This is a genomic window from Streptomyces bicolor (genome assembly GCF_000719285.1).
In the GTDB taxonomy this organism is placed as follows: Bacteria; Actinomycetota; Actinomycetes; order Streptomycetales; family Streptomycetaceae; genus Streptomyces; species Streptomyces bicolor.
Genome location: NZ_JOFS01000012.1, coordinates 1 through 24,632 on the forward strand (window position 1 = coordinate 1; position 24,632 = coordinate 24,632).

General features: G+C 71.4%; 24 protein-coding genes. 11 read left to right on the plus strand and 13 right to left on the minus strand.

Going from position 1 to position 24,632, the window contains the following annotated elements:
- Positions 1 to 152: 152 nt before the first annotated feature.
- The 5 genes from IF78_RS0117955 to IF78_RS0117975 all read right to left on the minus strand — a co-directional run bounded on the left by IF78_RS0117955 (position 153) and on the right by IF78_RS0117975 (position 6,600).
- Positions 153 to 1,721, minus strand: a complete 1,569-nt coding sequence (locus tag IF78_RS0117955) for a pyridoxal phosphate-dependent decarboxylase family protein (RefSeq protein ID WP_031483504.1) — start codon at positions 1,719 to 1,721, stop codon at positions 153 to 155.
- A gap of 240 nt (positions 1,722 to 1,961) precedes the next feature.
- Positions 1,962 to 4,466, minus strand: a complete 2,505-nt coding sequence (gene pepN, locus IF78_RS0117960; RefSeq protein WP_031483502.1) for an aminopeptidase N — start codon at positions 4,464 to 4,466, stop codon at positions 1,962 to 1,964.
- 79 nt (positions 4,467 to 4,545) lie between these two features.
- Positions 4,546 to 5,091, minus strand: a complete 546-nt coding sequence (locus tag IF78_RS0117965) for a response regulator (protein ID WP_031483500.1) — start codon at positions 5,089 to 5,091, stop codon at positions 4,546 to 4,548.
- Between the two features lie 246 nt (positions 5,092 to 5,337).
- Entirely contained in the window at positions 5,338 to 5,688 is a 351-nt protein-coding gene (locus IF78_RS0117970; RefSeq protein WP_031483498.1) for a chorismate mutase, read from the minus strand.
- A 24-nt stretch (positions 5,689 to 5,712) separates the two neighbouring features.
- Positions 5,713 to 6,600, minus strand: a complete 888-nt coding sequence (locus IF78_RS0117975) for a helix-turn-helix domain-containing protein (protein WP_031483496.1) — start codon at positions 6,598 to 6,600, stop codon at positions 5,713 to 5,715.
- A gap of 86 nt (positions 6,601 to 6,686) precedes the next feature.
- On the opposite strand from IF78_RS0117975, the gene IF78_RS0117980 reads away from it, so the two are divergent.
- On the plus strand, positions 6,687 to 8,462 hold the full coding sequence (locus IF78_RS0117980; RefSeq protein WP_031483494.1) for a glycoside hydrolase family 35 protein: 1,776 nt from the start codon (positions 6,687 to 6,689) through the stop codon (positions 8,460 to 8,462).
- Positions 8,463 to 8,485: 23 nt separating this feature from the next.
- On the opposite strand, the gene IF78_RS0117985 is transcribed toward IF78_RS0117980, so the two are convergent.
- Positions 8,486 to 9,250, minus strand: coding sequence for a S1 family peptidase (locus IF78_RS0117985; protein ID WP_031483492.1), 765 nt, complete (start codon positions 9,248 to 9,250; stop codon positions 8,486 to 8,488).
- A gap of 193 nt (positions 9,251 to 9,443) precedes the next feature.
- Here IF78_RS0117985 and IF78_RS0117990 point away from each other — a divergent pair, with 193 nt between their 5' ends.
- Positions 9,444 to 10,352, plus strand: coding sequence for a hypothetical protein (locus IF78_RS0117990; RefSeq protein ID WP_031483490.1), 909 nt, complete (start codon positions 9,444 to 9,446; stop codon positions 10,350 to 10,352).
- A 51-nt stretch (positions 10,353 to 10,403) separates the two neighbouring features.
- Here the strand turns inward: IF78_RS0117990 and IF78_RS0117995 are convergent, their stop codons facing one another.
- Together IF78_RS0117995 and IF78_RS0118000 are read right to left on the minus strand one after the other, a co-directional pair.
- Positions 10,404 to 11,336, minus strand: coding sequence for an SDR family oxidoreductase (locus IF78_RS0117995; RefSeq protein ID WP_031483489.1), 933 nt, complete (start codon positions 11,334 to 11,336; stop codon positions 10,404 to 10,406).
- Complete coding sequence (locus IF78_RS0118000; protein ID WP_031483487.1) at positions 11,333 to 12,085, minus strand: SDR family oxidoreductase; 753 nt, start codon at positions 12,083 to 12,085, stop codon at positions 11,333 to 11,335. Before IF78_RS0118000 ends, IF78_RS0117995 begins: the two co-directional genes overlap by 4 nt.
- Positions 12,086 to 12,139: 54 nt before the next feature.
- On the opposite strand from IF78_RS0118000, the gene IF78_RS0118005 reads away from it, so the two are divergent.
- Genes IF78_RS0118005 through IF78_RS0118020 form a run of 4 tightly spaced genes read left to right on the plus strand, consistent with a single transcriptional unit; the run spans position 12,140 to position 15,536 of the window.
- Positions 12,140 to 12,898 (plus strand): enoyl-CoA hydratase family protein, encoded by a 759-nt coding sequence (locus tag IF78_RS0118005; protein ID WP_031483485.1) that lies wholly within the window; start codon positions 12,140 to 12,142, stop codon positions 12,896 to 12,898.
- Positions 12,899 to 13,735 carry a CoA transferase subunit A gene (locus IF78_RS0118010; protein WP_031483483.1) on the plus strand — a complete coding sequence of 279 codons (837 nt, stop codon included), beginning with the start codon at positions 12,899 to 12,901 and terminating at the stop codon, positions 13,733 to 13,735. It begins immediately after the preceding gene.
- On the plus strand, positions 13,732 to 14,487 hold the full coding sequence (locus tag IF78_RS0118015; protein WP_031483481.1) for a CoA-transferase subunit beta: 756 nt from the start codon (positions 13,732 to 13,734) through the stop codon (positions 14,485 to 14,487). The genes IF78_RS0118010 and IF78_RS0118015 overlap by 4 nt, the downstream gene beginning before the upstream one ends.
- Entirely contained in the window at positions 14,487 to 15,536 is a 1,050-nt protein-coding gene (locus IF78_RS0118020) for an NAD(P)H-dependent flavin oxidoreductase (RefSeq protein ID WP_031483480.1), read from the plus strand. The genes IF78_RS0118015 and IF78_RS0118020 overlap by 1 nt, the downstream gene beginning before the upstream one ends.
- Here the strand turns inward: IF78_RS0118020 and IF78_RS0118025 are convergent.
- Genes IF78_RS0118025 through IF78_RS0118035 form a run of 3 tightly spaced genes read right to left on the minus strand, consistent with a single transcriptional unit; the run spans position 15,520 to position 18,113 of the window.
- Positions 15,520 to 16,677 (minus strand): acetyl-CoA C-acetyltransferase, encoded by a 1,158-nt coding sequence (locus IF78_RS0118025; protein WP_031483478.1) that lies wholly within the window; start codon positions 16,675 to 16,677, stop codon positions 15,520 to 15,522. The two genes, IF78_RS0118020 and IF78_RS0118025, sit on opposite strands and share 17 nt — an antisense overlap.
- A 26-nt stretch (positions 16,678 to 16,703) precedes the next feature.
- On the minus strand, positions 16,704 to 17,315 hold the full coding sequence (locus IF78_RS0118030; RefSeq protein WP_004002010.1) for a TetR/AcrR family transcriptional regulator: 612 nt from the start codon (positions 17,313 to 17,315) through the stop codon (positions 16,704 to 16,706).
- A gap of 15 nt (positions 17,316 to 17,330) precedes the next feature.
- A complete protein-coding gene (locus tag IF78_RS0118035) occupies positions 17,331 to 18,113 on the minus strand; it encodes an SDR family oxidoreductase (RefSeq protein ID WP_031483475.1) in 783 nt (260 codons plus the stop codon).
- 57 nt (positions 18,114 to 18,170) lie between these two features.
- On the opposite strand from IF78_RS0118035, the gene IF78_RS0118040 reads away from it, so the two are divergent.
- Together IF78_RS0118040 and IF78_RS0118045 are read left to right on the plus strand one after the other, a co-directional pair.
- On the plus strand, positions 18,171 to 19,310 hold the full coding sequence (locus tag IF78_RS0118040) for an acyl-CoA dehydrogenase family protein (RefSeq protein WP_031483472.1): 1,140 nt from the start codon (positions 18,171 to 18,173) through the stop codon (positions 19,308 to 19,310).
- Positions 19,310 to 20,275 carry an acyl-CoA dehydrogenase family protein gene (locus tag IF78_RS0118045; protein WP_031483470.1) on the plus strand — a complete coding sequence of 322 codons (966 nt, stop codon included), beginning with the start codon at positions 19,310 to 19,312 and terminating at the stop codon, positions 20,273 to 20,275. The genes IF78_RS0118040 and IF78_RS0118045 overlap by 1 nt, the downstream gene beginning before the upstream one ends.
- Here IF78_RS0118045 and qcrB read toward each other — a convergent pair.
- Together qcrB and IF78_RS0118055 are read right to left on the minus strand one after the other, a co-directional pair.
- On the minus strand, positions 20,253 to 21,899 hold the full coding sequence (gene qcrB, locus IF78_RS0118050; protein ID WP_031483468.1) for a cytochrome bc1 complex cytochrome b subunit: 1,647 nt from the start codon (positions 21,897 to 21,899) through the stop codon (positions 20,253 to 20,255). The two genes, IF78_RS0118045 and qcrB, sit on opposite strands and share 23 nt — an antisense overlap.
- An 83-nt stretch (positions 21,900 to 21,982) precedes the next feature.
- Positions 21,983 to 22,708, minus strand: a complete 726-nt coding sequence (locus IF78_RS0118055; RefSeq protein ID WP_031483466.1) for a vWA domain-containing protein — start codon at positions 22,706 to 22,708, stop codon at positions 21,983 to 21,985.
- A 256-nt stretch (positions 22,709 to 22,964) separates the two neighbouring features.
- Between IF78_RS0118055 and legP the strand changes: the two genes are divergently transcribed.
- Genes legP through IF78_RS0118070 form a run of 3 tightly spaced genes read left to right on the plus strand, consistent with a single transcriptional unit; the run spans position 22,965 to position 24,616 of the window.
- Positions 22,965 to 24,056, plus strand: coding sequence for a Dot/Icm T4SS effector Zinc-dependent metalloprotease LegP (gene legP, locus IF78_RS45075; protein WP_051827976.1), 1,092 nt, complete (start codon positions 22,965 to 22,967; stop codon positions 24,054 to 24,056).
- A gap of 33 nt (positions 24,057 to 24,089) precedes the next feature.
- Positions 24,090 to 24,359, plus strand: a complete 270-nt coding sequence (locus IF78_RS0118065) for a hypothetical protein (protein WP_031483463.1) — start codon at positions 24,090 to 24,092, stop codon at positions 24,357 to 24,359.
- Positions 24,356 to 24,616 carry a hypothetical protein gene (locus tag IF78_RS0118070; RefSeq protein ID WP_031483461.1) on the plus strand — a complete coding sequence of 87 codons (261 nt, stop codon included), beginning with the start codon at positions 24,356 to 24,358 and terminating at the stop codon, positions 24,614 to 24,616. The genes IF78_RS0118065 and IF78_RS0118070 overlap by 4 nt, the downstream gene beginning before the upstream one ends.
- Positions 24,617 to 24,632: the final 16 nt, after the last annotated feature.

The following is a 24,632-nucleotide window of genomic DNA, read 5'->3' on the forward strand; positions in this document are numbered from 1 at the left end:
CCTAGTCTCGTGGGCTCGGAGATGTGTATAAGAGACAGGGTCTGGGTGGGGGCTCGTGTGGGGGCCTGCGTGGGGCCCGGCGTGGGAGACGGTACGGGGCTCCGCTGCGTGGGGGGCGGTGCGGGGGGCTGCGTGGGGGTTTGGCTGGGGGGTCATCCGGGGGTGTTTCCTTCCACCAGTTTCAGGAGGGCGGCCAGGTCGTCCGGGCGTGTGTGCGGGTTGAGGAGTGTGGCCTTGAGCCACAGGCGCCCGTTTATCCGGGCCCGGCCGAGGACGGCGCGGCCGTCGGTGAGGAGCCTTCGGCGTACGGCGGCGACGGCGTCGTCGGTGGCGTGTGCGGGCCGGAACAGGACCGTGCTGATGGTGGGCGGGTCGTAGAGCTCGAACCCGGGGTGGTCGTGGACGAGGGCGGCGAACTCACCGGCGTGGTCGCAGACCTGCTCGACGAGCCGGCCGAGGCCGGTGCGGCCGAGGGCCTTGAGGGTGACGGCGACCTTGAGGACGTCGGGTCGGCGGCTGGTGCGCAGGGAGCGGCCGAGCAGGTCGGGCAGGCCCGCCTCGGTGTCGTCCTCGGCGTTGAGGTAGTCGGCGCGGTGGTGGAGTGCGGCGAGGTCGCGTGGGTCCCGGACGGCGAGGAGGCCTGCGGCGACCGGCTGCCAGCCGAGCTTGTGCAGGTCGAGGGTGACGGTGTCGGCGGCGTCGAGGCCGGTGAGCCGGTCGCGGTAGCGGTCGCTGAAGAGGAGGGCTCCGCCGTAGGCCGCGTCGACGTGGAGTCGGGCGCCGTGGGCCGCGCACAGGGCGGCGATCTCCGGGAGGGGGTCGATGTGGCCGGCGTCGGTGGTGCCGGCGGTGGCGGCGACGACGAGGGAGCCGGGTGGGCCGGGCAGGTCGGTAAGGGCCTCGTCGAGGGCGGCGGGGTCGAGGGTGCCGGCCGGGGCGGGGACGACGACGGGTTCAGGCAGGCCGAGCAGCCAGGCGGCGCGGGGCAGGGAGTGGTGGGCGTTCGCGCCGTGTACGAGCCGGACGCCGGTGCCGTGGGCTTCGCGGGCGAGGAGGAGGGCGAGGTGGTTGGATTCGGTGCCGCCGGTGGTGATCAGGGCGTCGGGGTGTGCGGGGGTTTTCTCGCCCCCGCCGCCCCTACCCGTCCCATCCCCAGGGGCTCTGCCCCTTCGACCCCGCCAGGGGGCTTCGCCCCCTGGACCCCCATCGGCCTGAACGGCCTCGTCCTCAAACTCCCCCAGAGGGGGCACCCCCAGACGGGCTGGAATGCCTGAACCGGCGTCGAGAAGTGCCGCTCCCGGGCCGCGATAGACCTCCCGCGCGAGCGCCCCCGTGACCAGTGCCTCCAGCTCGGATGCCCCGGGTGCCTGGTCCCAGGAGTCCAGTGAGGGGTTGAGGGCGGAGGCGGCCAGGTCGGCGGCGGTGGCCAGGGCGAGGGGTGGGCAGTGGAGGTGGGCGGTGCAGTAGGGGTCGGAGGGGTCGGTGGCGGCTTCCGTGAGCGCTCGGACGACGTCGTGGAGGGCGTTCGGGTCGCCCTGGTCGGGCAGTACGTCCCCGACCGCGTCCCGCACGCGCGCGGCTACCGCGTCGGGGCCGCCCGAGGGCAGTGGCCCGCCGCGCGCCCGGGCGCCCTCGCTCAGCGCGTCGAGCACGGTGTCGAGCAACGGCCGTAGGGCGTGCGGACCTTCAGGGCCTGACGCGAGCGACGCCGACGCGCTCATCGTGTCCTCCCGGGCGCTGGGCAAGAGGGATTACCAGCTTGTACCCGGATGCGTGGTCACACCCGAAAAGCCCAACGATCGGAACCCGAAAGGGGGTACCTGCGTGCGGGGAAAGCGTGTCGGGGTGGCGTACGGATGGTTGCGGAGTAAGGGAGCTTCCGAGGGCCGGTCGAGCAGGACGACCGGCCCTGTGCGTCGGCCGTCGGAAGCGGTTCCCCGTACGTCGTACGGGCCGGCGCCCTACGCCTCCCGTACGCGCAGCGCCCTTGCGAGGTCGTCGAGTTGGTCGGCGAACCTGCGTCGCAGCGCCGGGATCGGCTCGCCGTCGCGCAGGCATTCCTCGCCCAGTCGCAGGGCCTCGGCGTCGACGGAGTACGCCGGGAAGGCGTAGCGGCCGGCGGCGTCGGCGATGGCGGGGCCGCGGCGGGCGGCGAGGGCGACGGCGTCCTTGTAGTAGCGCGGGACGTACTGCCGTACGAGTTCTTCCTGTTCGGGCTGCCAGAAGCCCTGGGCGGTGGCGATGAAGAGGTAGTTGGACAGGTCGGTGCTGTCGTCGGTGGCGAACATGGCGTCCCAGGCCTTGGCCTTGGCCTCCTCGTCGGGCAGGGCGGCCCGGCAGCGGGCGGCGCCCTCCTGGCCGGTGGCGCTCGGGTCGCGTTCCAGCTCGGCGGCGATGGCGGCTTCGTCGACGGCGCCGAGGACGGCGAGGCGGCCCAGGACGCGCCAGCGCAGCTCGGGGTCGAGTTCGGGTCCGCCGGGCACGGTGCCGTCGGCGAGCCAGGCGGCGATCGTCTCGGGGTGGGCGGCGACGTCGATGAAGTGGCGTACGGCGATCAGGCGCAGGCCGGGATTGTCGCCGTCCTCGGTGCGGCGGATCAGGTCGCGGCAGAGGGAGGAGAGCGTGGCCAGGGCGGCGGGGCGCTCGTCGGGGGTGAGGTAGCGGTCGGCGATCTGGGCGCCGGCGAAGGCGAGGACGCCCTGGACGATGGCGAGGTCGGTCTCGTGCGGGAGGTGGGTGCGGGCCGTCTCCAGGTAGGCGGTGGCGGCCAGTTCGCCGTCGCGGACGGCGTCGCGCAGGGCGTTCCAGACGACGGCGCGGGTGAGGGGTTCGGGGAGTCCGGCGAGGCTCTTGCGGATGGTCTCGAAGGACTCGGCGTCGAAGCGGACCTTGGCGTAGGTCAGGTCGCCGTCGTTGAGGAGCAGCAGGGCGGGGCGCTTGCCGATGGGCAGCGGGGCCGTGTGCGGGACGTCGAGGTCGAGGCGTTCGCGCAGGACGAGGTGGCCCTCGTTGTCGCCGAGGTCCTGGTCGTACAGGCCGACGGCGATGCGGTGCGGGCGGTGGCCGGCGTGGTCGACGGTGAGGCTGTAGGTGCCGTTCTCGCCGGGGGTGACGGCCGGGGTGAGGGTGTCGACGCCGGTGGTGCGCAGCCAGGTGTCGGCCCAGGCGTGGACGTCGCGTTCGGCGGCGGAGGCGAGGGAGTCGATGAAGTCGGCGAGGGTGGCGTTGGCGAACTTGTGGCGGGCGAAGTGGGTGTTGATGCCGGCGAGGAAGTCCTTCTCGCCGAGCCAGGCCACCAGTTGGCGCAGTGCGGAGGCGCCCTTGGCGTAGGAGATGCCGTCGAAGTTGAGCAGGGCCGTGGCGGTGTCGTTGACGGCTTCGGGGGCGACGGGGTGGGTGGAGGGGCGCTGGTCGGCGTCGTAGCCCCAGGACTTGCGGGCGACGCCGAAGTCGGTCCAGGTGTCGGTGAAGCGGGTGGCTTCGGCGCAGGTCTGGTAGCCCATGTACTCGGCGAAGGACTCGTTCAGCCAGATGTCGTCCCACCAGCGCAGGGTGACGAGGTCGCCGAACCACATGTGGGCCATCTCGTGGGCGATGACCATGGCGCGGGTCTGGCGCTCGGTGTCGGTGACGGCGGAGCGGTAGACGAACTCGTCGCGGAAGGTGACCAGTCCGGGGTTCTCCATGGCGCCGGCGTTGAACTCGGGGACGAATGCCTGGTCGTAGGAGTCGAAGGGGTAGGGCTCGTCGAACGTCTCGTGGTAGCGGTCGAAGCACGCGCGTGTGACGTCGAGGAGTTCGTCGGCGTCCGTGTCGAGGTAGGGGGCGAGCGAGCGGCGGCAGTGCAGGCCGAAGGGCAGGCCGCGGTGTTCGGTGCGCACGGAGTGCCAGGGGCCGGCGGCGACGGCGACGAGGTAGGTGGAGATCAGCGGGGTGGGGGCGGCTTGCCAGCGGCCGTCGCCGAGGTGTTCGGTGATGCCGTTGGCGAGGACGGTCCAGCCCTCGGGTGCCGTGACGGTGAGGTCGAAGACGGCCTTGAGGTCGGGCTGGTCGAAGGCGGCGAAGACGCGCTGGACGTCGTCCATGAACAGCTGGGTGTAGACGTAGGTCTCGCCGTCGGTGGGGTCGGTGAAGCGGTGCATGCCCTCGCCGGTGCGGGAGTAGCGCATGACGGCGTCGACGCGCAGTTCGTGCTCGCCGGCGGTGAGGTCCTTCAGGGGCAGCCGGTTGCCGTCCAGGGTCTCGGGGTCGAGGGGTTGTCCGTCGAGGGTGACGGTGCGCAGCTCGGCCGGCTTGATCTCGACGAAGGTGTCCGTGTCCGCTTGGTCCGCGCGCGTGCTGAACCGGATGACGGTGCGGGAGTCGAAGGTCTCGTCACCGGTGGTCAGGTCGAGTTCGATCGTGTAGCGGTGGACGTCGAGGAGCTGGGCACGGGTCTGCGCTTCGTCGCGCGTGAGTACGGACATGGACGACATGCTGCCTGATGCCGCTGACAAGGCACAGGGGCGGATCGGTACGGGTGTTATGTCCGGCTCGTGGTCGGCGTCATGTCCGGTCCGTGGTCGGTGTCGCCGTCGGGCTGTCGCGCTGCGGTGGGACGCGGGTGTCGGGGTGGGGCAAGGCGGGGCGCGGTCCGGGTTCCCGGGTGCCGGGGTCGTCCTTGACGAGGGCGCGTAACTCGCGGACCTCCTGCTCCAGTGCGCGCTGGCGCCGGTAGGCGTCGTACAGGTAGCGGACCTTGGTGCGCAGTGTCCAGGGGTCGATGGGCTTCATGACGAGGTCGGCGACGCCGAGCGCGAAGGCGGTGGACATCAGTTCCTGGTCGGTGCCGAAGCCGGTGAGCAGGATGACCGGTATGTGCTGGGTCTGTTCCACCCGTCGCATGTAGCGCACCACGTCCAGGCCGCTGACGCCGGGCATCCGGACGTCCAGGAGCAGCAGGCCGACCTGGCCGCGGAGCACCTGTTTGAGCGCCTCGTCGCCGCTGGTGGCGCGGGCGAGCCGGTAGCCCAGGGGGGCCAGGGCGCTCTCCAGCGCGTACAGCGTGTCCTTGTGATCGTCGACGATGAGGATCTTGGCATCCGACGGCATGGCCCGACGTCCCTCCCACGTGGACAGCCAGGGTATGTCCGGGGCGCTGACGGGGAGTGCGTGTCAGCTGACATGCGGTGCACAGCGCAGCATGCCCGGCACGGGCCGCCGTGTCACTCCCCCGGGCGGGCCTGTCCGGGGCCCGCCGTCATATTCGCGTCGCCCGCGCGGGCGGGTGCGGTGCCGCGCCTTTCGACTGCCCCCGCGCCGCCGGGGTGATCCGTACGTCAGAGCCTGGTCCGGGGGTCATGTGGCCGTGGACGCGACGCCGTTGATCGTGTCCTCGGCGATGCTCTCGTGGTGCCTGATCACTTCGCCGATGATGAAGCCCAGGAACTTCTCGGCGAACGCCGGGTCGAGCTTGGCGTTCTCGGCGAGGGTGCGCAGCCGGGCGATCTGCCGGGCCTCGCGGGCGGGGTCGGCGGGCGGGAGCTGGTGCCTGGCCTTGAGGTGGCCGACCTGCTGGGTGCACTTGAAGCGTTCGGCGAGCATGTGGACGACGGCCGCGTCGATGTTGTCGATGCTGTCGCGCAGCCGGGCGAGCTCCTCGCGGACGGCGGGGTCGACGTCGCCCTGGGACGGGTTGCTGGTGGTCATGGGGGCCCAGCCTACGGGGCCGCCTCACATGGTCGTTCGTTCGATCATGGGTGGGTCGTCGGGGTCGGGGACCTGGTTGCTCCAGCCGCCGGGCACGGTGCGGCTCTGCTGGGCGCGGAAGCGGACGGGGGCCATGCCGACGCGGCGGGTGAACAGGCGGGAGAAGTAGGCGGGGTCGTCGTAGCCGACGCGGCGGGCGACGGCGGCGACGGGCAGGTCGGTGGCGGCGAGGAGTTCCTTGGCGCGGCCGAGGCGGATGCCGAGCAGGTAGTCCTTGGGGCTGCAGCCGGCGCCGCGCCGTACGGCGGTGCGCAGTTCGGTGAGGGTCATGCCGTGCCGGGCGGCGTGGTCGGCGACCGTGAGCGGCAGGCAGGCGTCGCGGGCGAGGGCCTTGAGGACCGGGTCGCCGTCGGGTGCGAGGTCGGCGCGGGCGCGGCGCAGGGCGACGAGGAGTTCGTGGACGGCGGCGCCGGTCTCGACCTCCAGGAGGGGGTTGTCGCGGCGGGCGGCGCGGGCCATGCGCCCGATGACGGCCCGCGGGCCGGCTGCGTCGGAGAGGGGTACGACGGGGCGGTCCGGCTCGATGTAGCCGAGTTCGGTGTACGAGGCGGTGGCGGGCCCGGCGAAGTCGACGAAGCCCTCGTCCCAGCCGGTGCCGGGGTCGGGCGCGTAGTGGTGCGGTACGCCGGGGGTGAGCCACAGCAGTGCGGGCGCGGTGACGGGCGTGCGGCGGCCGTCGGGGTCGGCGTACCACCCGCCGCCGGTACTGATCACGACGGCGACATGGTGGTCCAGGACCCTGGGTCCGACGGTGGGCAGGGCGCCGTACTGGAGGCCGACGCCGAGGCAGACGAGGCCGAGCCGGTGGTGGGCGGGGCCGGGCGTGAAGAACCGCATCCAGGTGTGGTACATCCGCGGTCCCTTCCGCGTCGCTTCGGTCCAAGCAGCGCCGATCTTTGTCCATGGACCTGATCACCGCCAGAGGTGAGGGTGGGGCCATGAGTGAGTTCACGGTGGGGGACACGGATTTCCTGCTGGACGGGCGGCCGGTGCGGCTGCTGTCCGGCGCGCTGCACTACTTCCGGGTGCACGAGGCGCAGTGGGGTCATCGGCTGGCGATGCTGCGGGCGATGGGCCTCAACTGTGTGGAGACGTATGTGCCGTGGAACCTGCACGAGCCGGCGCCGGGCCGCAGCCGGGACGTGGCGGCGCTCGGCCGGTTCCTGGACGCGGCCGGTGAGGCGGGGCTGTGGGCGATCGTGCGGCCGGGGCCGTACATCTGCGCCGAGTGGGAGAACGGCGGGCTGCCGTACTGGCTGACGGCCGAGGTGGGCGCACGCGCGCGTACCCGCGACGAGCGCTACCTCGGACACGTGGCGAGCTGGTTCGGGCGGCTGCTGGGCGAGGTCGTGCCCCGGCAGATCGACCGGGGCGGACCGGTGATCATGGTGCAGGTCGAGAACGAGTACGGCAGCTACGGCTCGGACGCGGAGTATCTGCGCCGCCTGGCCGGCCTGCTGCGCGAGCACGGTGTCACGGTGCCGTTGTTCACCTCGGACGGCCCCGAGGACCACATGCTCTCCGGCGGCTCGATCCCGGGCGTCCTGGCGACGGTGAACTTCGGCTCCCACGCGCGCGTGGCCTTCGAGACGCTGCGCCGGCACCGCATCGACGGTCCGCTGATGTGCATGGAGTTCTGGTGCGGCTGGTTCGACCACTGGGGCGGTGAGCACGTCGTACGGGACGCCGGGGACGCGGCGGCGGCCCTGCGGGAGATCCTGGAGTGCGGGGCCTCGGTCAACCTGTACATGGCGCACGGCGGCACGAACTTCGCGGGCTGGGCGGGCGCCAACCGCAGCGGCGGCGCGATGCACGACGGCCCGCTGGAGCCCGACGTGACGTCGTACGACTACGACGCCCCGATCGACGAGTACGGCCGCCCCACGGAGAAGTTCCGGGCCTTCCGCGCGGTCCTCGCCGAGTACGCCGACGGTCCGCTGCCCGAAGTCCCGCCCGCGCCCGCGTCGTTGAGCGCGCCGGCCGAGGTGGCGTTGACCGACTGGGCGCCCCTGAGTGACGTACTGGAGACGCTCGGCGGCCCGGAGGCGTCCGGTCCCGTGCCGCCCACGTTCGAGGAGCTGGGCGTCGAGCGGGGCCTGGTGCGGTACGAGGTGATGGTGCCGGGGCCGCGGCAGCCGTATCCGCTGACGGTGCGCGGGCTGCGGGATCTGGCCGTGGTGTACGTCGACGGGGAGCGGGCCGGGGTGCTCGGCGAGGACGACGTGTGCCTCAAGGAGCCCGTGGCGGGGCACGCGCGCGTGGAGTTGTGGGTGGAGTCCCTGGGGCGGGTGAACTACGGGCCTCGGCTGGGCGAGCCCAAGGGGATCACCGGGGGCGTGCTGCACGAGCGGCAGTATCTGCACGACGTACGCGCGCGTGGGCTGCGGCTGGAGGAGCTGGACGACGTCGAGCGGGTCCGGGCGGTGCCGTCGCGGGAGCTGCCCGGGGACGGTGCCCCGGGGCTGTACCGGGGCACCGTGAAGGTGCGGGGCGCCGGTGACGCCCGTCTGGAGCTGCCGGGCCGGACCCGCGGGTTCGTCTGGATCAACGGCTTCGGACTCGGCCGCTACTGGTCCGCGGGGCCGCAGCGCTCGCTGTACGTCCCGGGTCCCGTGCTGCGGGAGGGAGTCAACGAGATCTGGGTGCTGGAGCTGGAGGAGACGGCCCGGCCGGGGTCCGGCGAGGCCGGTGCCCCGGTGCTCCGGGCCGTCTGACGTGCTCCTGGTGCGGCGGACGCCTACAGGGCGTTCGCCGCGCGGGCTATGTCCTTGGCGAAGTGGCTGACCTCGGTGTAGACGCCGGGCACACCGGCGCGGGCGCAGCCGTCGCCCCAGCTGACGATGCCGACCTGGATCCACTTGCCCGCGTCGTCCTTGCGGAACATGGGGCCGCCGGAGTCGCCCTGGCAGGTGTCGATGCCGCCGCTCTGCCAGCCGGCGCACAGTTCCTCCTTCGACACCAGCCGGTTTCCGTAGTGGCGCTTGCAGATGCGGTCGGCGACGAAGGGAACGGTGGCCTTCTGGAGCTTGGTCGTGCCCTCGCCGGCCCCTTCCTTCAGGTCGCCCCAGCCGGCGATCGTGAACATGCCGCGGTTGTAGCGGTCCGTGGTGGCGATCTTCAGCGTCGGCTTGTCGATGGGCCGGGCGAGCTTGATCAGCGCCCAGTCCTTGCCGCTGCCGTTGTAGCCCGGGGCCACCTTGACCTTGGTCGACTTGACCTTGATCGCGGCGGAGGAGTTCAGGTCGTTGACACCGGCGGTGACGGTGATGCTGGTGTTGTTGCCGGAGCCGTCCATGCAGTGGGCGGCGGTCAGGACGACGTCCTTCTTGTAGAGCGCCCCGCCGCAGCCCATGGAGAGATGGACCATGAAGGGGAACTCGTTCTGTGCGGCAGGCGTTCCACCGACGACACGGGTGGACGCGGCGTTCGCGCTGAGGGGCTGGAGGGAGGCGACGGCGAGCGCGACGGCACCGACGGCCGCCGCTCTCTTGGCCAGGGTCATGCCGCTTCTCTTCGGCAGGCTGTGGGTCAACATACGTCCTTTCATGGCGTGTTGAGCGGCCCGCAGTATGAAGATCGGACGGCTTGCCTGGCAAGGACGGATCTCACGCCCCGGCGGTGGAACCTCGCCAGGGAAAATCCCCTCTCATCCCCGTAGAGTGGAATCGGGTTCAAGGCGTCTTGGGGGTACGGGCGTGGCGAACGGCGGACCGGTTCAGCACGGCTTCCCACACCTGGAGACGGTGCGGGCCTCCATCACCGCGCTCTACAGGCGGCTGTCGTACGACACCATCCAGACCTTCGCGGCGAGCGTGGCGCCGGTCGACGTGGCGTTCGCCGACACGGATGATCTGTATCTGGGCGCGCAGCGTGTGGCCCGTGAGCTGGTGCGGCACTACCGCCTGCCGGACGCCCGGCTGATCGTCAGCTTCCGGGAGATGAGCCATGCGGCGAACGTCGAACTCGCCGCCGGGCCGGAGTACTTCGTCGAGCTGAACGACCGTTTCCGCACCCATCGCCGGGACATCGGGGCGGCGCTCGCCCACGAGGTGATGCACGTGTATCTGCACCGCCTCGGGCTGTCCTTCCCGGGCACGCGGGACAACGAGATCCTCACGGACACGGCGACCACGTATCTGGGGGCGGGCTGGCTGCTCCTCGACGCGTACCGGGAGGACGCGGCGTCCTCGCAGAAGCTGGGGTATCTGACGCCGGAGGAGTTCGGGTACGTCCTCGCCAAGCGGGCGCTGTTGTTCGCCGAGGATCCGTCGGTGTGGTTCACCAGTCCGCAGGCGTACGCGGCGTATGTGAAGGGCCTGGCCGAGGCCCGCCGTGACGAGCAGCAGCCACCGCTGACGGCGGCCGGGTGGGCGGGGCGGCGGCGGTATGCCCGCGATCGGCGCCATGCGCAGGACCATGCTCAGGACCACCATGGTGCCGGGGTGCGGCCGGGGGCGCCGTATGCGTTCACGCCGGACGGGCGGGGGCCGTTGCGGGTGTCGTTCGCGTGTCCTACGTGTCAGCAGCGGATTCGGGTGCCGGTGCGGGGGAGGGTTCGGGCGCGGTGTGGGTTGTGCCGGACGGTTCTCGAGTGCGACACGTAGGGGTTTTTCTCCGGCCAGAGGGCAGAGCGCCCTGGCCGGGCGAAAAAACCCTCACGCGCCGTACACCGCCCCCGGCACCCCCGCCTCCCCCACCAGCTTCCGCGCCATCTCCCCCACCTCCTCCGGCGTCCACCGCGCCCCCTTGTCCACGCTCGGCCCCGCCCTCCACCCCTCCATCACCGTGATCCGGCCGCCTTCCGCCTCGAAGACCCTCCCCGTCACGCCCTCACTCCCCGCGGAGCCCAACCAGACGACCAGCGGAGAAACGTTCTCCGGGGCCATCGCGTCGAAGCCGGCGGCAGGAGCCGCCATCGATTCCGCGAAGGTACGTTCCGTCATCCGGGTTCGCGCCGCCGGCGCGATCGCGTTGACCCGGATGCCGTAGCGGGCGAGCTCGGCCGCGGCGACCAGCGTCAGGCCAACGATCCCCGCCTTCGCGGCGCTGTAGTTGCCCTGCCCCAGCGAGCCCAACAGCCCCGCCCCGCTACTCGTATTGACGATCCGGGCGTCCGGCATACGGCCCGCCTTCGCCTCCGCCCGCCAGTGCGCGGCCGCGTACTTCAGGGGGAGGAAGTGCCCCTTGAGGTGGACGCGTACGACAGCGTCCCAGTCGTCCTCGTCCAGGTTGACCAGCATCCGGTCCCGCAGGAAGCCCGCGTTGTTGACGAGGGTGTCGAGACGGCCGTACGTCTCCAAAGCCGCAGCCACCAAGGACGCCGCCCCGGCGCCGGTCGCGACGTCACCGCCGTGCGCGATCGCCTCGCCGCCCGCCGCGCGGATCTCCTCGACGACCCGCAGGGCGAGACTCTCCGCGGTCGCCCCCCGGGCGGAGTCCCCGGCGCCCGGCGTGCCGTCGAGCCCGACCCCGAGGTCGTTGACGACGACCTTCGCCCCCTCGGCCGCGAACGCGAGCGCGTGCGCGCGCCCGAGCCCCCGGCCCGCTCCGGTGACGACGACGACCCGCCCCTCACAGATCCGGCTCATGCCATGTCCCCTTCCTGCTTGTTGACCGTTGCGGCGTCCAGGAACGCGGGCCGCTCTCCCCCGCCGTGCACGAGCAGGCTCGCCCCGCTGATATAGGCGGCGGCCTCGGAGGCGAGGAAGACGGCGGCCGCGCCGATGTCGGCCGGTTCGGCGAGGCGGCCGAGCGGGACGGTGCGGGAGACGGCCGCGATGCCGTCCTCGCCGCCGTAGTGCAGATGCGACTGCTCGGTGCGGACCATGCCGACGACCAGCGTGTTGACGCGCACCTCCGGCGCCCACTCCACCGCCATCGACCTGGCCAGGCTCTCCAGCCCGGCCTTCGCCGCCCCGTACGCCGCCGACCCGGGTGACGGGCGGCCGCCACTGACGCTGCCGATCATCACCACCGAGCCCCGCACTCGCCTCAGCTGCTCGTACGCGGCCAGGGACGCCGTCATCGGCGCGAGAAGGTTCAGCTCGATCACGCGCGCGTGCCGCTCGGCATCCGTGTCCGTCAACCGTCGGTACGGTGTGCCACCCGCGTTGTTGACCAGCACGTCGAGGCGGGGCAGGGCGGCGAAGAAGGCTCGTACGGCTTCCGGATCGCGGAGGTCGAGGGGCCTGAACTCGGCGCCGGAGAACGGGACTTCGGGCGGTCGGCGTGCACAGACCACGACGTGCGCCCCGGCCCCGGCGAAGGCGCGCGCGATGCCCGCGCCGACACCTCGCGTGCCGCCCGTGACGACCACGACCTTCCCGTCCAGCCCCATGCGCGGCTACCCTTCACCTAACAAACGTTTGGTGGAAAGGTAGCTGATGCGGCCATGGGTGTCTCCACCTCGGCCCCGGAAAAGGGGCCCGGAAAAGACGGGATCGCCCTCGTCACGGTCGACTTCCCGCCGGTGAACGCCCTGCCGGTGGAGGGCTGGTTCGCGCTGGCCGACGCCGTGCGGTCGGCGGGCCGGGACCCGGGGATCCGCTGTGTCGTCGTCGCGGCCGAGGGACGCGGGTTCAACGCGGGCGTGGACATCAAGGAGATACAGCGGGACGGGCACGGTGCGCTGATCGGCGCCAACCACGCCTGCGCGGAGGCCTTCGCCGCGGTGTACGACTGCGAGGTGCCCGTCGTCGCGGCCGTGCACGGTTTCTGCCTCGGCGGCGGGGTCGGTCTGGTGGGCAACGCGGACGTGATCGTGGCGAGCGAGGACGCCACCTTCGGGCTGCCCGAGCTGGACCGGGGAGCGCTGGGCGCGGCCACCCATCTGGCCCGGCTGGTCCCCCAGCATCTGATGCGCGCCCTGTACTACACCTCGCGCACCGCGACCGCGGCCGAGCTGCACGCGCACGGCTCGGTGTGGCGGGTCGTGCCGCGTGACCGACTGCGCGACGCCGCCCTGGAGCTGGCCCGCGAGATCGCCGCGAAGGACGGTCAGCTGCTGCGCCTGGCCAAGGCCGCGATCAACGGCATCGACCCGGTCGACGTGCGGCGCAGCTACCGCTTCGAGCAGGGCTTCACCTTCGAGGCGGGCCTCAGCGGGGTCGCCGACCGGGTTCGTGACACGTTCGGAAGGGACGGTGGCTGAATGAGCGACAAGACGACAACCGCGGACGAGGTCGTCTCCCGGCTGCGCAGTGGCATGACCCTCGGCATCGGCGGCTGGGGCTCGCGCCGCAAGCCGATGGCCCTGGTGCGGGCGCTGCTGCGCTCCGACGTCACCGACCTCACGATCGTCTCGTACGGCGGCCCCGACGTCGGCATGCTCGCCGCGGCCGGACGTGTCCGCAAGCTGGTCACGGCCTTCGTCACCCTCGACTCGATCCCGCTGGAACCGCACTATCGCGCGGCCCGCGAACAGGGCGCCTTCGAGCTCATGGAGATCGACGAGGCGATGTTCATGTGGGGCCTGCACGCGGCCGCCAACCGGCTGCCCTTCCTGCCGGTGCGGGCCGGGATCGGTTCGGACGTGATGCGGGTCAACCCGGCTCTGCGGACTGTGACTTCGCCGTACGACGACGGGGAGACGTTCGTCGCCATGCCGGCCCTGCGCCTGGACGCCGCCCTGGTGCATGTGAACCGTGCCGACCGGCTGGGCAACGGCCAGTATCTGGGCCCCGATCCCTACTTCGACGATCTTTTCTGCGCGGCGGCCGAGACTGCGTACGTCTCCTGCGAGCGCATCGTCGACACGGCCGAGCTGACGAAGGAGGCCGCGCCGCAGACCCTGCTGATCAAGCGGCACACGGTGACGGGGGTCGTCGAGGCCCCGAACGGAGCGCACTTCACGTCCTGCGCACCCGACTACGGCCGGGACGAGGCCTTCCAGAAGGCGTACGCGAGCACGCCGTGGGCCGAGTTCGCGGCGCGGTTCCTCGGCGGGGACGAGCAGGCATACCAGACGGCGGTCGGGGAGCGGTCATGACGGAGTTCACTCAGGCGGCTCCTGTCCCGCCCACCCGTGCCGAGTACTGCGTGATCGCCTGTGCCGAGGCCTGGCGGGACGCGGGTGAGATCCTGGCGAGCCCGATGGGCCTGATCCCGTCCGTGGGGGCCCGGCTGGCACGGCTCACCTTCGCACCCGACCTGCTGCTGACCGACGGCGAGGCGACCCTCGTCCGCCCGGACGGGACGACCGAGGGCTGGCTGCCGTACCGGCAGCATCTGGCCCTGGTCACCGGTGGACGGCGGCACGTGATGATGGGCGCGAGCCAGATCGACCGCTACGGCAACCAGAACATCTCCTGCATCGGCGACTGGGAGCGGCCGAAACGGCAGCTGCTCGGCGTGCGGGGCGCACCGGTCAACACCCTGAACCATCCGACCAGTTACTGGATCCCGAGGCAGTCCCGGCGGGTCTTCGTCGAGAAGGTCGACATGGTGTGCGGAGTCGGCTACGACCACGCGGCCGCGCATCCGGAAACGGCCCGCCATCACCGCATCCCCCGTGTCGTCACCGACCTCGGCGTCTTCGACTTCGCCACGCCCGACCACTCGATGCGACTGGCCTCGCTTCATCCAGGCGTCACACCGGCGCAGGTCAGGGAAGCCACCTCCTTCGAGCTGGCCGTCCCCGACGACGTGCCGCGGACGCGTCCGCCCACCGCCGACGAGCTGCGGCTCATCCGCGAGGTGATCGACCCGGAGAACACCCGCGCCAGGGAGGTCGGCGCGTGATGGAGACGCCGCTGACCCGGCTGGTCGGGGTCCGCCACCCGATCGTGCAGACCGGGATGGGCTGGGTGGCGGGCCCCCGGCTGGTCTCGGCGACGGCGAACGCGGGCGCGCTGGGCATCCTGGCCTCCGCGACGATGTCCGTCGACCGGCTGCGTGAGGCGATACGCGAGGTCAGGTCCCGTACGGACGCACCGTTCGGGGTGAACCTGCGGGCGGACGCCTCGGACGCCGGCGACCGGGTCCGCGTGCTGATCGACGAGGGTGTGCGCGTCGCCTCCTTCGCCCTCGCGCCCTCCCGTGAGCTGATCGCCGAGCTCAAGGACGCGGGCGTGGTCGTCATCCCCTCGATCGGTGCCCGGCGGCACGCCGAGAAGGTCGCCGGGTGGGGTGCGGACGCGGTGATCGTGCAGGGCGGCGAGGGCGGCGGGCACACCGGCGAGGTGGCGACGACGGTACTGCTGCCGCAGGTGGTCGACGCCGTGGACATCCCGGTCGTCGCGGCGGGCGGCTTCTTCGACGGGCGCGGGCTGGTCGCGGCACTGGCCTACGGGGCGGCGGGCGTCGCCATGGGCACGCGGTTCCTGCTCACCTCGGACTCGACGGTGCCGGACGCGGTGAAGGCGCGGTATCTGGCGGCGACGGTCCGGGACGTGACGGTCACCCGGGCCGTGGACGGCCTGCCCCACCGCATGCTGCGTACGGAACTGGTCGACGCCCTGGAGCGCTCCAGCCGGGCACGCACCCTCCTCCATTCGGTGCGCAGGGCAGCGGGATACCGGAAGCTGTCCGGCACGAGCTGGCGCCGCATGCTCCGCGACGGTCGCGCACTGCGGCACGGCAAGGACCTGACCTGGAGCCAGGTCCTGCTGGCCGCGAACACGCCGATGCTGCTCAAGGCGTCCATGGTGGACGGCCGTACCGATCTGGGAGTGATGGCGTCCGGTCAGGTCGCCGGCGTGATCGACGACCTGCCGTCGTGCGCGGAGCTGGTGGAGCGGATCATGATGGAGGCGGAGGACACCCGTCGGCGTCTCACAGCCTCTCGATGATCGTGACGTTGGCCTGGCCGCCCCCCTCGCACATGGTCTGAAGCCCGAACCGGCCGCCTGTGCGCTCCAGTTCGTGCAGCAAGGTCGTCATCAGCTTCACACCGGTCGCCCCCAGCGGATGTCCCAGAGCAATCGCACCCCCGTTGACGTTGACCTTGTCCGGGTCGGCGCCGGTCTCCTTCAGCCAGGCCAGCACCACCGGCGCGAACGCCTCGTTGATCTCGACGAGGTCGATGTCGTCGATCGACAGTCCGGTCTTCTTCAGGGCGTGGGCGGTGGCGGGTATCGGCGCGGTGAGCATGCGGATGGGATCCTCACCGCGCACCGAGAGATGGTGCACCCGGGCCCGGGGCGTGAGCCCATGCTCGCGCACCGCCCGCTCCGAGGCCAGCAGCATCGCCGCCGCGCCGTCGGAGACCTGCGAGGAACAGGCGGCCGTGATGGTGCCGCCGTCGATGACCGGCTTCAGCCCGGCCATCTTCTCCATCGAGGTGTCCCGGCGCGGCCCCTCGTCGACCGTGACATGCCCGTACGGCACGAGCTCCCGCTCGAAGCGCCCCTCGTCGATGGCCCGCAGTGCCCGCCGGTGCGACCGCAGCGCGAACTCCTCCTGGTCCTGCCGGCTGATCCCCCACTTCGCGGCGATCATCTCGGCGCCGACGAACTGGTTGACCGGCTTCTCCCCGTACCGCGCCCGCCAGCCCTCGCTGCCCGCGAAGGGACCCGCCGTGAGGCCGAGCGGCTCGGCGGCCTGCCGGGTGGCGAAGGCGATGGGGATCATCGACATGTTCTGCACGCCGCCCGCGACCACGAGGTCCTGGGTGCCGGACAGCACGCCCTGCGCCGCGAAGTGCACGGCCTGCTGCGAGGACCCGCACTGCCGGTCCACGGTCACGCCCGGCACCTCCTCGGGCAGCCCGGCCGCCAGCCAGCAGGTCCGCGCGATGTCCCCGGCCTGCGGCCCGACGGCGTCCAGGCAGCCGAAGACGACGTCCTCCACGGCGGCCGGGTCCATGCCCGCGCGCGAGACGAGCTCCTTCAGCACATGCGCGCCCAGGTCGGCCGGGTGGACCGCGCTGAGCCCTCCTCCGCGCCGCCCGACGGGCGTCCGGACCGCTTCGACGATGTAGGCCTCGGCCATGGCAACTCCCCAGACTCCTCAGTGAGTTACGTACGTACGGCGATCCCGTCCAGCACCATCGACAGGTACTGCCGGGCGATCTCCTCCGGGCTGTGCTGTCCGCCGGGCCGGTACCAGGACGCGGCGACCCACACCGTGTCCCGCACGAACCGGTAGGTGAGCCGGACGTCGAGGTCGGAACGGAACACCCCGGCCGCGACCCCGCGCTCCAGCGTGGACAGCCACGCCTTCTCGAACCTGCGCTGCGACTCGGCGAGGAACGCGAACCGTTCCTGCGCCACCAGCTGCTTGTTCTCCTTCTGGTAGATCGCGACGGCGGCGCGGTGCCGGTCGATCTCCCGGAACGACTCGGTGACCAGGGCCTCGAGGGTCTCGCGGGGCCCGAGCTCGGCGCCCAGGACGGCGTCGTAGCCGCCCCAGAGCTCGTCGAGGAAGCTCCGCAGGATCTCCTCCAGCATCGATTCCTTGGAGTCGAAGTGGTAGTAGAGGCTGCCCGCGAGCATGCCCGCGTGGTCCGCGATCTTGCGTACGGTCGTGGCGTTGTAGCCCTGCTCGGCGAAGACCTCGGCGGCGGTGTCGAGGAGTTCGCGCCGCCTGGCGGCTGCGGCGGTCACCTGGGGCTTCTTCTTGGTCGGCACGGGTCCATTGTCGTCCTACGGGTGCTGGCTGCTGACGGAGACGATCTCTCCGGTCAGGTACGACGAGTAGCCCGACGCCAGGAAGACGATCACGTTGGCCACCTCCCAGGGCTCGGCGTACCGCCCGAACGCCTCGCGCGCGGTCAGCTCCTGAAGCAGCTCGGGGGTCGTCACCTTCGCCAGGTGGGGGTGCATGGCGAGACTCGGCGCCACGGCGTTCACCCGCACCCCGTACTCGGCGGCCTCCATCGCCGCGCACCTGGTCAGCGCCATCACTCCCGCCTTGGCGGCGGCATAGTGCGCCTGGCCCGCCTGGGCGCGCCAGCCGACGACGGAGGCGTTGTTGACGATCACGCCGCCGGTGTCGCGCATCCGGCTCAGGGCGGCCCGGGTGCATCGGAAGGTGCCGTTCAGGGTCACGTCGAGTACCTTCGACCACTGCTCGTCGGTCATGTCGACGAGCGGCGAAGTCCCGCCCAGGCCCGCGTTGTTGACGACGACGTCGAGCCGGCCGTGTTCCTGTACGGCGGTGTCGAACAGGGCCCGCACCTGCGTCTCGTCGGTGACGTCACAGACCGCGGACGTCACCGCGCCCGCGAACTCCCGGGCCAGCTCCGCCTCGTACTCCTTCAGCCGCCGCCCGTGCCCGTCGCTGATCAGCACGCGCGCGCCCTCCTCCAGGAGCCGGCGGGCGGTCGCGCCGCCGATGCCCGCGCCCGCCGCGGCGGTGATGACGGCCGTGCGCCCGCGGAGCAGTCCGTGCCCGGGAACGTACGCCAGCGCCTCGACGTTTGTCATGGCAGCACGCTAACCTACCAAACACTTGTTAGGGAAGATGGGGGAAGGACGGTGCCGGTGGACCTCACGCACTCTCCGGCCGACGAGGAGTTCCGCGCCGAGGCCCGCGCCTGGCTGCGCGCGCACGTGCCGCCCGATCCACTGCCCTCTCTGGAGACGGCGGAGGGCTTCGCGGCACACCGGATGTGGGAGGCCGAACTCGCCGCCGACCGCTGGTCGGTGGTGAACTGGCCGACGGCGTACGGCGGCCGTGACGCCACGCTCGTGCGATGGCTGCTGTTCGAGGAGGAGTACTGGGCGGCGGGTGCGCCGGGACGCGTCAACCAGAACGGCGTCAGCCTGCTCGCCCCGACCCTCTTCGAGTACGGCACGCGGGAGCAACGCGCGCGCGTGCTGCCGCCCATGGCCACCGGTGAGGTGATCTGGGCGCAGGCGTGGTCGGAGCCGGAGGCGGGCTCGGATCTGGCCTCCCTCAGGTCGAGGGCCGTCTCCACGGACGGCGGCTGGCTGCTGTCCGGCCAGAAGACTTGGTCCTCGCGCGCCGCCTTCGCCGACCGTGCCTTCGGCCTGTTCCGCACCGCCCCGGACCTGCCCAAACCCCACCAGGGCCTGACCTACCTCATGTTCGACCTGCGCGCCCCCGGCGTCACGGTCCGTCCCCTCGCACGCCTCGACGGGAAGCCGGCGTTCGCCGAGCTGTTCCTGGACGAGGTGTTCGTGCCGGACGAGGACGTGATCGGCGAGCCGGGCCAGGGCTGGCGGATCGCGATGTCGACGGCGGGCAACGAACGCGGGCTGATGCTGCGCTCCCCCGGCCGCTTCCTGGCGAGCGCTGACCGTCTGCTGAACCTCTGGCACACCCAGGGCAGCCCGGAGAGCGCCCGTGCCGGCGTGGCCGACGCCCTGATCGGCGCCCGGGCGTACCAGCTCTTCACCTACGCCGCCGCCTCCCGCTTCCTCGACGGCGAGTCGATCGGCCCGGAGTCCAGCCTGAACAAGGTCTTCTGGTCGGAGTACGACATCGCGCTGCACGAGACGGCCCTCGATCTCCTGGCCGCCGAGGGCGAGCCGGCCGACACCGACTGGTCCGAGCGCTATGTCTTCTCCCTCGCCGGTCCCCTTTACGCGGGGACGAACGAGATCCAGCGCGACATCATCGCCGAGCGGCTGCTCGGCCTGCCGAAGGGGCGACGCTGATGAGGTTCCTCCTCGACGCCGAGCAGCGCGCCCTCGCGGATTCGCTGGACTCGATGCTGACGGCGGCGGACACCCCGTCGGTCATACGGGAGTGGAGCCGGGGCGAGCATGCGCGGGGCCGTGCGCTGTGGTCCCGTATCGCCGAGACGGGGGTGTTCGCGCTGGCGGTTCCCGAGGCGTACGAAGGGCTGGGCCCCCGGCCCGTCGAACTCGCCGTCGCCTTCATGGAGTTGGGGCGGCATGCGGTGCCGGGTCCCCTGGTGGAGACGGTCACCGCCGCGGCACTGCTCGCCGGTCTGCCCGACCCCGGCCCGGCCAAGCGGCTCCTTCCGGCGCTGGCGGCGGGCGAGGCGATGGCGACGCTGGCGTGGACGGCGCCGTACGCCCTGGACGGCGAGGCGGCCACCACCCGCCTCGCGCTCACCCCGCGTGGCCTGTACCTCTCCCCCGGCCATGGCCCCGTGCGCCCCTCCCTGGATCCGGCCCGCAGCCTCACTCCCCTCGACCCCGGTGGCGAGCTCCTCAGCCCCGACCCACCCACCGCACAAGCCCTCGCCTACGCCCGTCTGGCCACCGCCGCCCAGGCCCTCGGCGTGGGCCTCGCACTGCTCGACAGGACCGTCACGTACGTCAGGCAGCGCACTCAGTTCGGCGCCCCCGTAGGCTCGTTCCAGGCCGTCAAGCACCGCCTGGCCGACGCCAAGATCGCCCTCGAGTTCGCCCGGCCCCTCGTTCTCGGCGCCGCGCTCACCATGACCCCGGCCGATGTCGCCGCCGCCAAGGTCACCGCCTGCGAGGCCGCGTACGCCACCGCCCGTACCGCACTCCAGTTGCACGGCGCGATCGGCTACACGGCGGAGTACGACCTGTCGCTGTGGCTGACCAAAGCCCGGGCGCTGAGAAACGCGTGGGGCAGCCCGGACGTGTGCCGAGCGGACGTGCTCAGTGGTGATCGCCGCTGGTGACCTCGCGGTACTCCTCCACCGTCGGCTTCGCGATCCGCGTCCGAGGCCCGAACATGGCCCGCGCCAGCCGGGCCCGTACCCGCTGGGACGGGGCGACCCGGCGCCGGACGCCGTTCGCGTCGACGAGCGGGCCGACCTCGTACGGCGGATGCTGCTCGTGCTGGGTGAGGGTGAACAGCTGCGCCTGGGCGAGCGGCTCGTGGACCTCGATGTACTCGCCCTGCGGAAGCCGCTTGATGGTGCCCGTCTCCCGGCCGTGCAGCACCTTGGCCCGGTCCCGGCGCTGGAGCCCGAGGCAGATGCGCTTGGTCACCGTGAAGGTGACGACGGGCACGACGAACACCGCGATCCGCACGAACCACGTGATCACGTTGATGGACAGATGCAGATGCGTGGCCACGATGTCGTTGCCGCCGCCGATCAGCAGCACCGCGTACAGGCTCAGCCAGGCCGCGCCGAGACCGGTGCGCACCGGCATGTTGCGCGGCCGGTCGAGGATGTGGTGCTCACGTTTGTCGCCGGTGACCCACGCCTCGAGGAAGGGATACAGGCCGATCGCGAGCAGGATCAGCGGGAAGAGCGAGAAGGGGATGAAGACACCCAACTCCAGGGTATGGCCCCAGGCGTTGATCTCCCATCCCGGCATCACCCGGATCAGGCCCTCGGAGAAGCCCAGGTACCAGTCGGGCTGGGCGCCCGTGGTCACCAGGTCCGGGCGGTAGGGCCCGAACGCCCACACCGGGTTGATGCTGGCGATGCCGCCCATGATCGCCAGCACGCCGAAGACGAGGAAGAAGAAGCCGCCCGCCTTGGCCATGTACACCGGCAGGAAGGGCATGCCGACGACCGACTTCTCGTCGCGGCCGGGGCCCGGGAACTGCGTGTGCTTGTGGTAGAAGACCAGGATCAGATGCGCGGCCACCAGGCCGAGCATGATCCCGGGCAGCAGCAGGATGTGGATCGGGTACAGCCGCGCGATGAAGTCCTCCCCGGGGAACTCCCCGCCGAAGAGGAAGAACGCGATGTACGTCCCCACGATCGGGATGGACAGGATCGCGCCGTGGGCGAACCGCAGGCCGGTGCCGGACAGCAGGTCGTCGGGGAGGGAGTAGCCGGTCAGGCCGGTGATGATGCCGAGCATCAGCAGGGTCCAGCCGAACACCCAGTTGAGCTCGCGCGGCTTGCGGAAGGCGCCCGTGAAGAACACCCGCATCATGTGCACCATCATGCCGGTGATGAAGACCAGCGCCGCCCAGTGGTGGATCTGCCGCATGAGCAGCCCGCCGCGCACGTCGAAGCTGATGTCGAGCGTGGACTCGTAGGCCCTGGTCATCAGGACACCGTTGAGGGGCTCGTAGGAGCCGTTGTAGACGACCTCGTGGGTGCTCGGATCGAAGAACAGGGTGAGATAGACGCCGGTGAGGATCAGGACGAGGAAGCTGTAGAGGCTGACCTCGCCCAGCATGAAGGACCAGTGGTCCGGGAAGACCTTGCGCATGTTGGCCTTGGCCACCGCATAGATCCCGAGTCGCCCGTCGGCCCAGTCGGCGATCTTCTCGCCTCTCCCGGGCGACGCGGCCCGCCCGGCCGCCGCTCCCTCGTTCCCCGATCGTGCGCCGTCCATGTGTCGTCGCCTTCCCCTCGGATCACCTCAGGGTGACACGGCCCCACGGGCCCGGCCAACGGGGCGGGCAACCGGTCTACGGGTCAGGCCGGGCGTACGATCCCCTGCGCCCGAGCGGCCATCAGCCATTTCGGGAACTCGCCGACGAGCCGGTCGTAGAGCTCGGCGTCGGACACCTTCCGCGGCTCCGAACCCGCGTGGAAGAACCCGGCGTTGTCGACGGCCCTCTTGTCCGGGACGGACAGCTCGTCGAGCTTGCGCAGGTAGTCGAACTGCTTGCTGTTCGGGTCCCCGAAGCCGATGAACTGCCAGAACAGCGGGAGCCGGGCCGCCTTGCACAGATAGCGTTCGGCGGCGAGCTTGTTGATCGGACCGCCGTCGGTCTGGAAGACGACCAGGGCGGGGTCCGTCGACCCGCTGTCGAGGTAGTGGTCGATGACGGCGTCCATGGCCAGGTGGTAGCTGGTCTTGCCCATGTGCCCGAGGCCGGCCACGATCCGCTCGATGCGCCCCCGGTGGTCGGCCAGCGCGATCTCGGTCTCGGCGTCGACGTCGGTCGAGAAGAACACCACCGGCACGGTCCCGTCGTCGTCGAAGTGCGCCGACAGCCCGAGCACCCGGTCGGCCAGCGCCTGCACACTGCCGTCCTTGTAGTACGGCTTCATCGACCCGGAGTAGTCCACGACCAGGTAGACCGCGGCCCGCACCCCGTCCAGCCCGTGCTTGCGCAGCGACACCGCGGCGCTCTTGTAGAGGCTCACCAGCGCGGGCGCGGTCTCCTCGACCTTGCTGAGACCGATCGCGGCCATGTCCTGTTTCCCCCTTGACGCACTGCTCCGGCTGCCGAGATTACGGCACAGCGGCCCCACCTCCCTCTCAGCGACCAGAAGCTCCGCCGCACACCTCGCCGGCGGGGCAGGGGTACGGGGAGACGTAGAAGGTGCCCTGGCCGTGCTGGGCCAGACGTACGAGACAAAAGCCGCCCCCGCCCTCCATTGACGAAAGATGGCGCCTCATCGACGTTAATCACCCCAAGGGGGAACAACGTCAATCAAGGGGGACGCCATGGCAACCGACACGGCCGAACCGGCCGCCGCCGGTTCGGGTTTCGGGCCCTACCACGTCGGACCGGAGGTCCAGGCGGGCCTCGTCCAGCTGGCGGGCAAGGGGCCGAAGGCGGTGCAGTACACCGAGGTCGACGGGCAGCCCGTGTTCGAGGGCGACATCATCCTCGACCTCATCGAGTCCAAGCAGGTCGCCGCCGAGCACGCGGTGGCCCTGGAGGAGAACGGGGTCGTCCTGCCCGGCACGCAGTTCCGCTGGGTGAACGGACTCGTGCCGTACGAGATCGACCCGAACCTGCCCGACCAGGCCCGGGTGACCGGCGCCATCGACCACTGGCAGCGCAACACCCGCATCCGGTTCGTGCAGCGCACGGCTCAGAACCAGGCCCAGTACCCGGACTACATCCGGTTCGTCCCCGGCGGCGGCTGCAGTTCGGCCGTGGGCCGGCGGGGCAACGTCCAGCAGATCACGCTGGGCCAGGGCTGCGAGCTGGGCGCCGCGATCCATGAGATCGGGCATGCCGTCGGGCTCTGGCACGAGCAGAGCCGCGAGGACCGGGACCAGTTCGTCACCATCCACTGGGCCAACATCCAGCAGGGCATGGCCCACAACTTCAACCAGCACATCACCGACGGCGACGACGTCGGCGCGTACGACTACCACTCGATCATGCACTATCCGCGCTGGGCGTTCTCGAACAACGGCCAGGACACCATCGTGCCCCGGCAGAACGTCGAGATCGGCCAGCGGGCGGGGCTCAGCCCCGGCGACTGTCTCGCCATACGCACGATGTACGCGAACCTGGAGTCGCCGGCGCGCTTCTCCGGCGTGCAGTTCACGGGGCGGGTCGCGGCCGGGCAGGTCGGGCGCTGGTTCACGCACAGCTGGCCCGCGCACTGGTACGTCCACTGGACGGTCGTGCCGACCGCGCCCGTGGTGGACGGGCCCGCGCAGACCGAGTCATGGGTCCAGGTGACCCGGCAGTCCGGTGGACTGCTCAAGTACTTCCTCAACATCCGCAACCTGACCGGCGGTCCCATCGACATCCAGGCCCGCTACGACGTACTGGGCTGGGGCGCCAACGCGACCTGACGGGTCCGAGAAACAGGGGGAACCATGCAATCCATGGGAATGCCGGGCGAGTCCATGCCCGCAGGGTGGGCCGACGCGGTCGACGCCGGTCCGGCACCGAGCCTGAGCGGGGCGCCGGGCGCGCCGGCGGGAACGGTGGTCACCGGGACCGGCAGCGGCATCGGCGGGCCCGAGTTCGCCGGCGCCGGGTACGCGCCGCTCGGCGCGGCACAGGACGGCGGGGGCGTCGCGGGCGCCCCGGCCGCGGAGAAGCTGCAGGACGGCGGGGGCGCGCCCGAGGCGCCGAAGGGGGAAGAGTCATGATTCTGGGAGTGCAGTTCCGCGGACAGGTACCGGCGAACACCAGCCGCCGGTGGTTCACGCACAGCTGGCCGGAGGCCTGGAGGGTCGACTGGACTGTCGTGCCGACGTGGCCGATGGTGGACGGCAACGCCCAGGTGGAGTGGAAGGTCCAGGTGGACCGTCAGGCGAGCAACCTGATCAAGTACTTCATCGAGATCCGCAACCTGACCGGCGGGCCGGTCGACATCGAGGCGCGGTACGCCGTGCTCAACTCCTGAGAGACATACTCCTGAG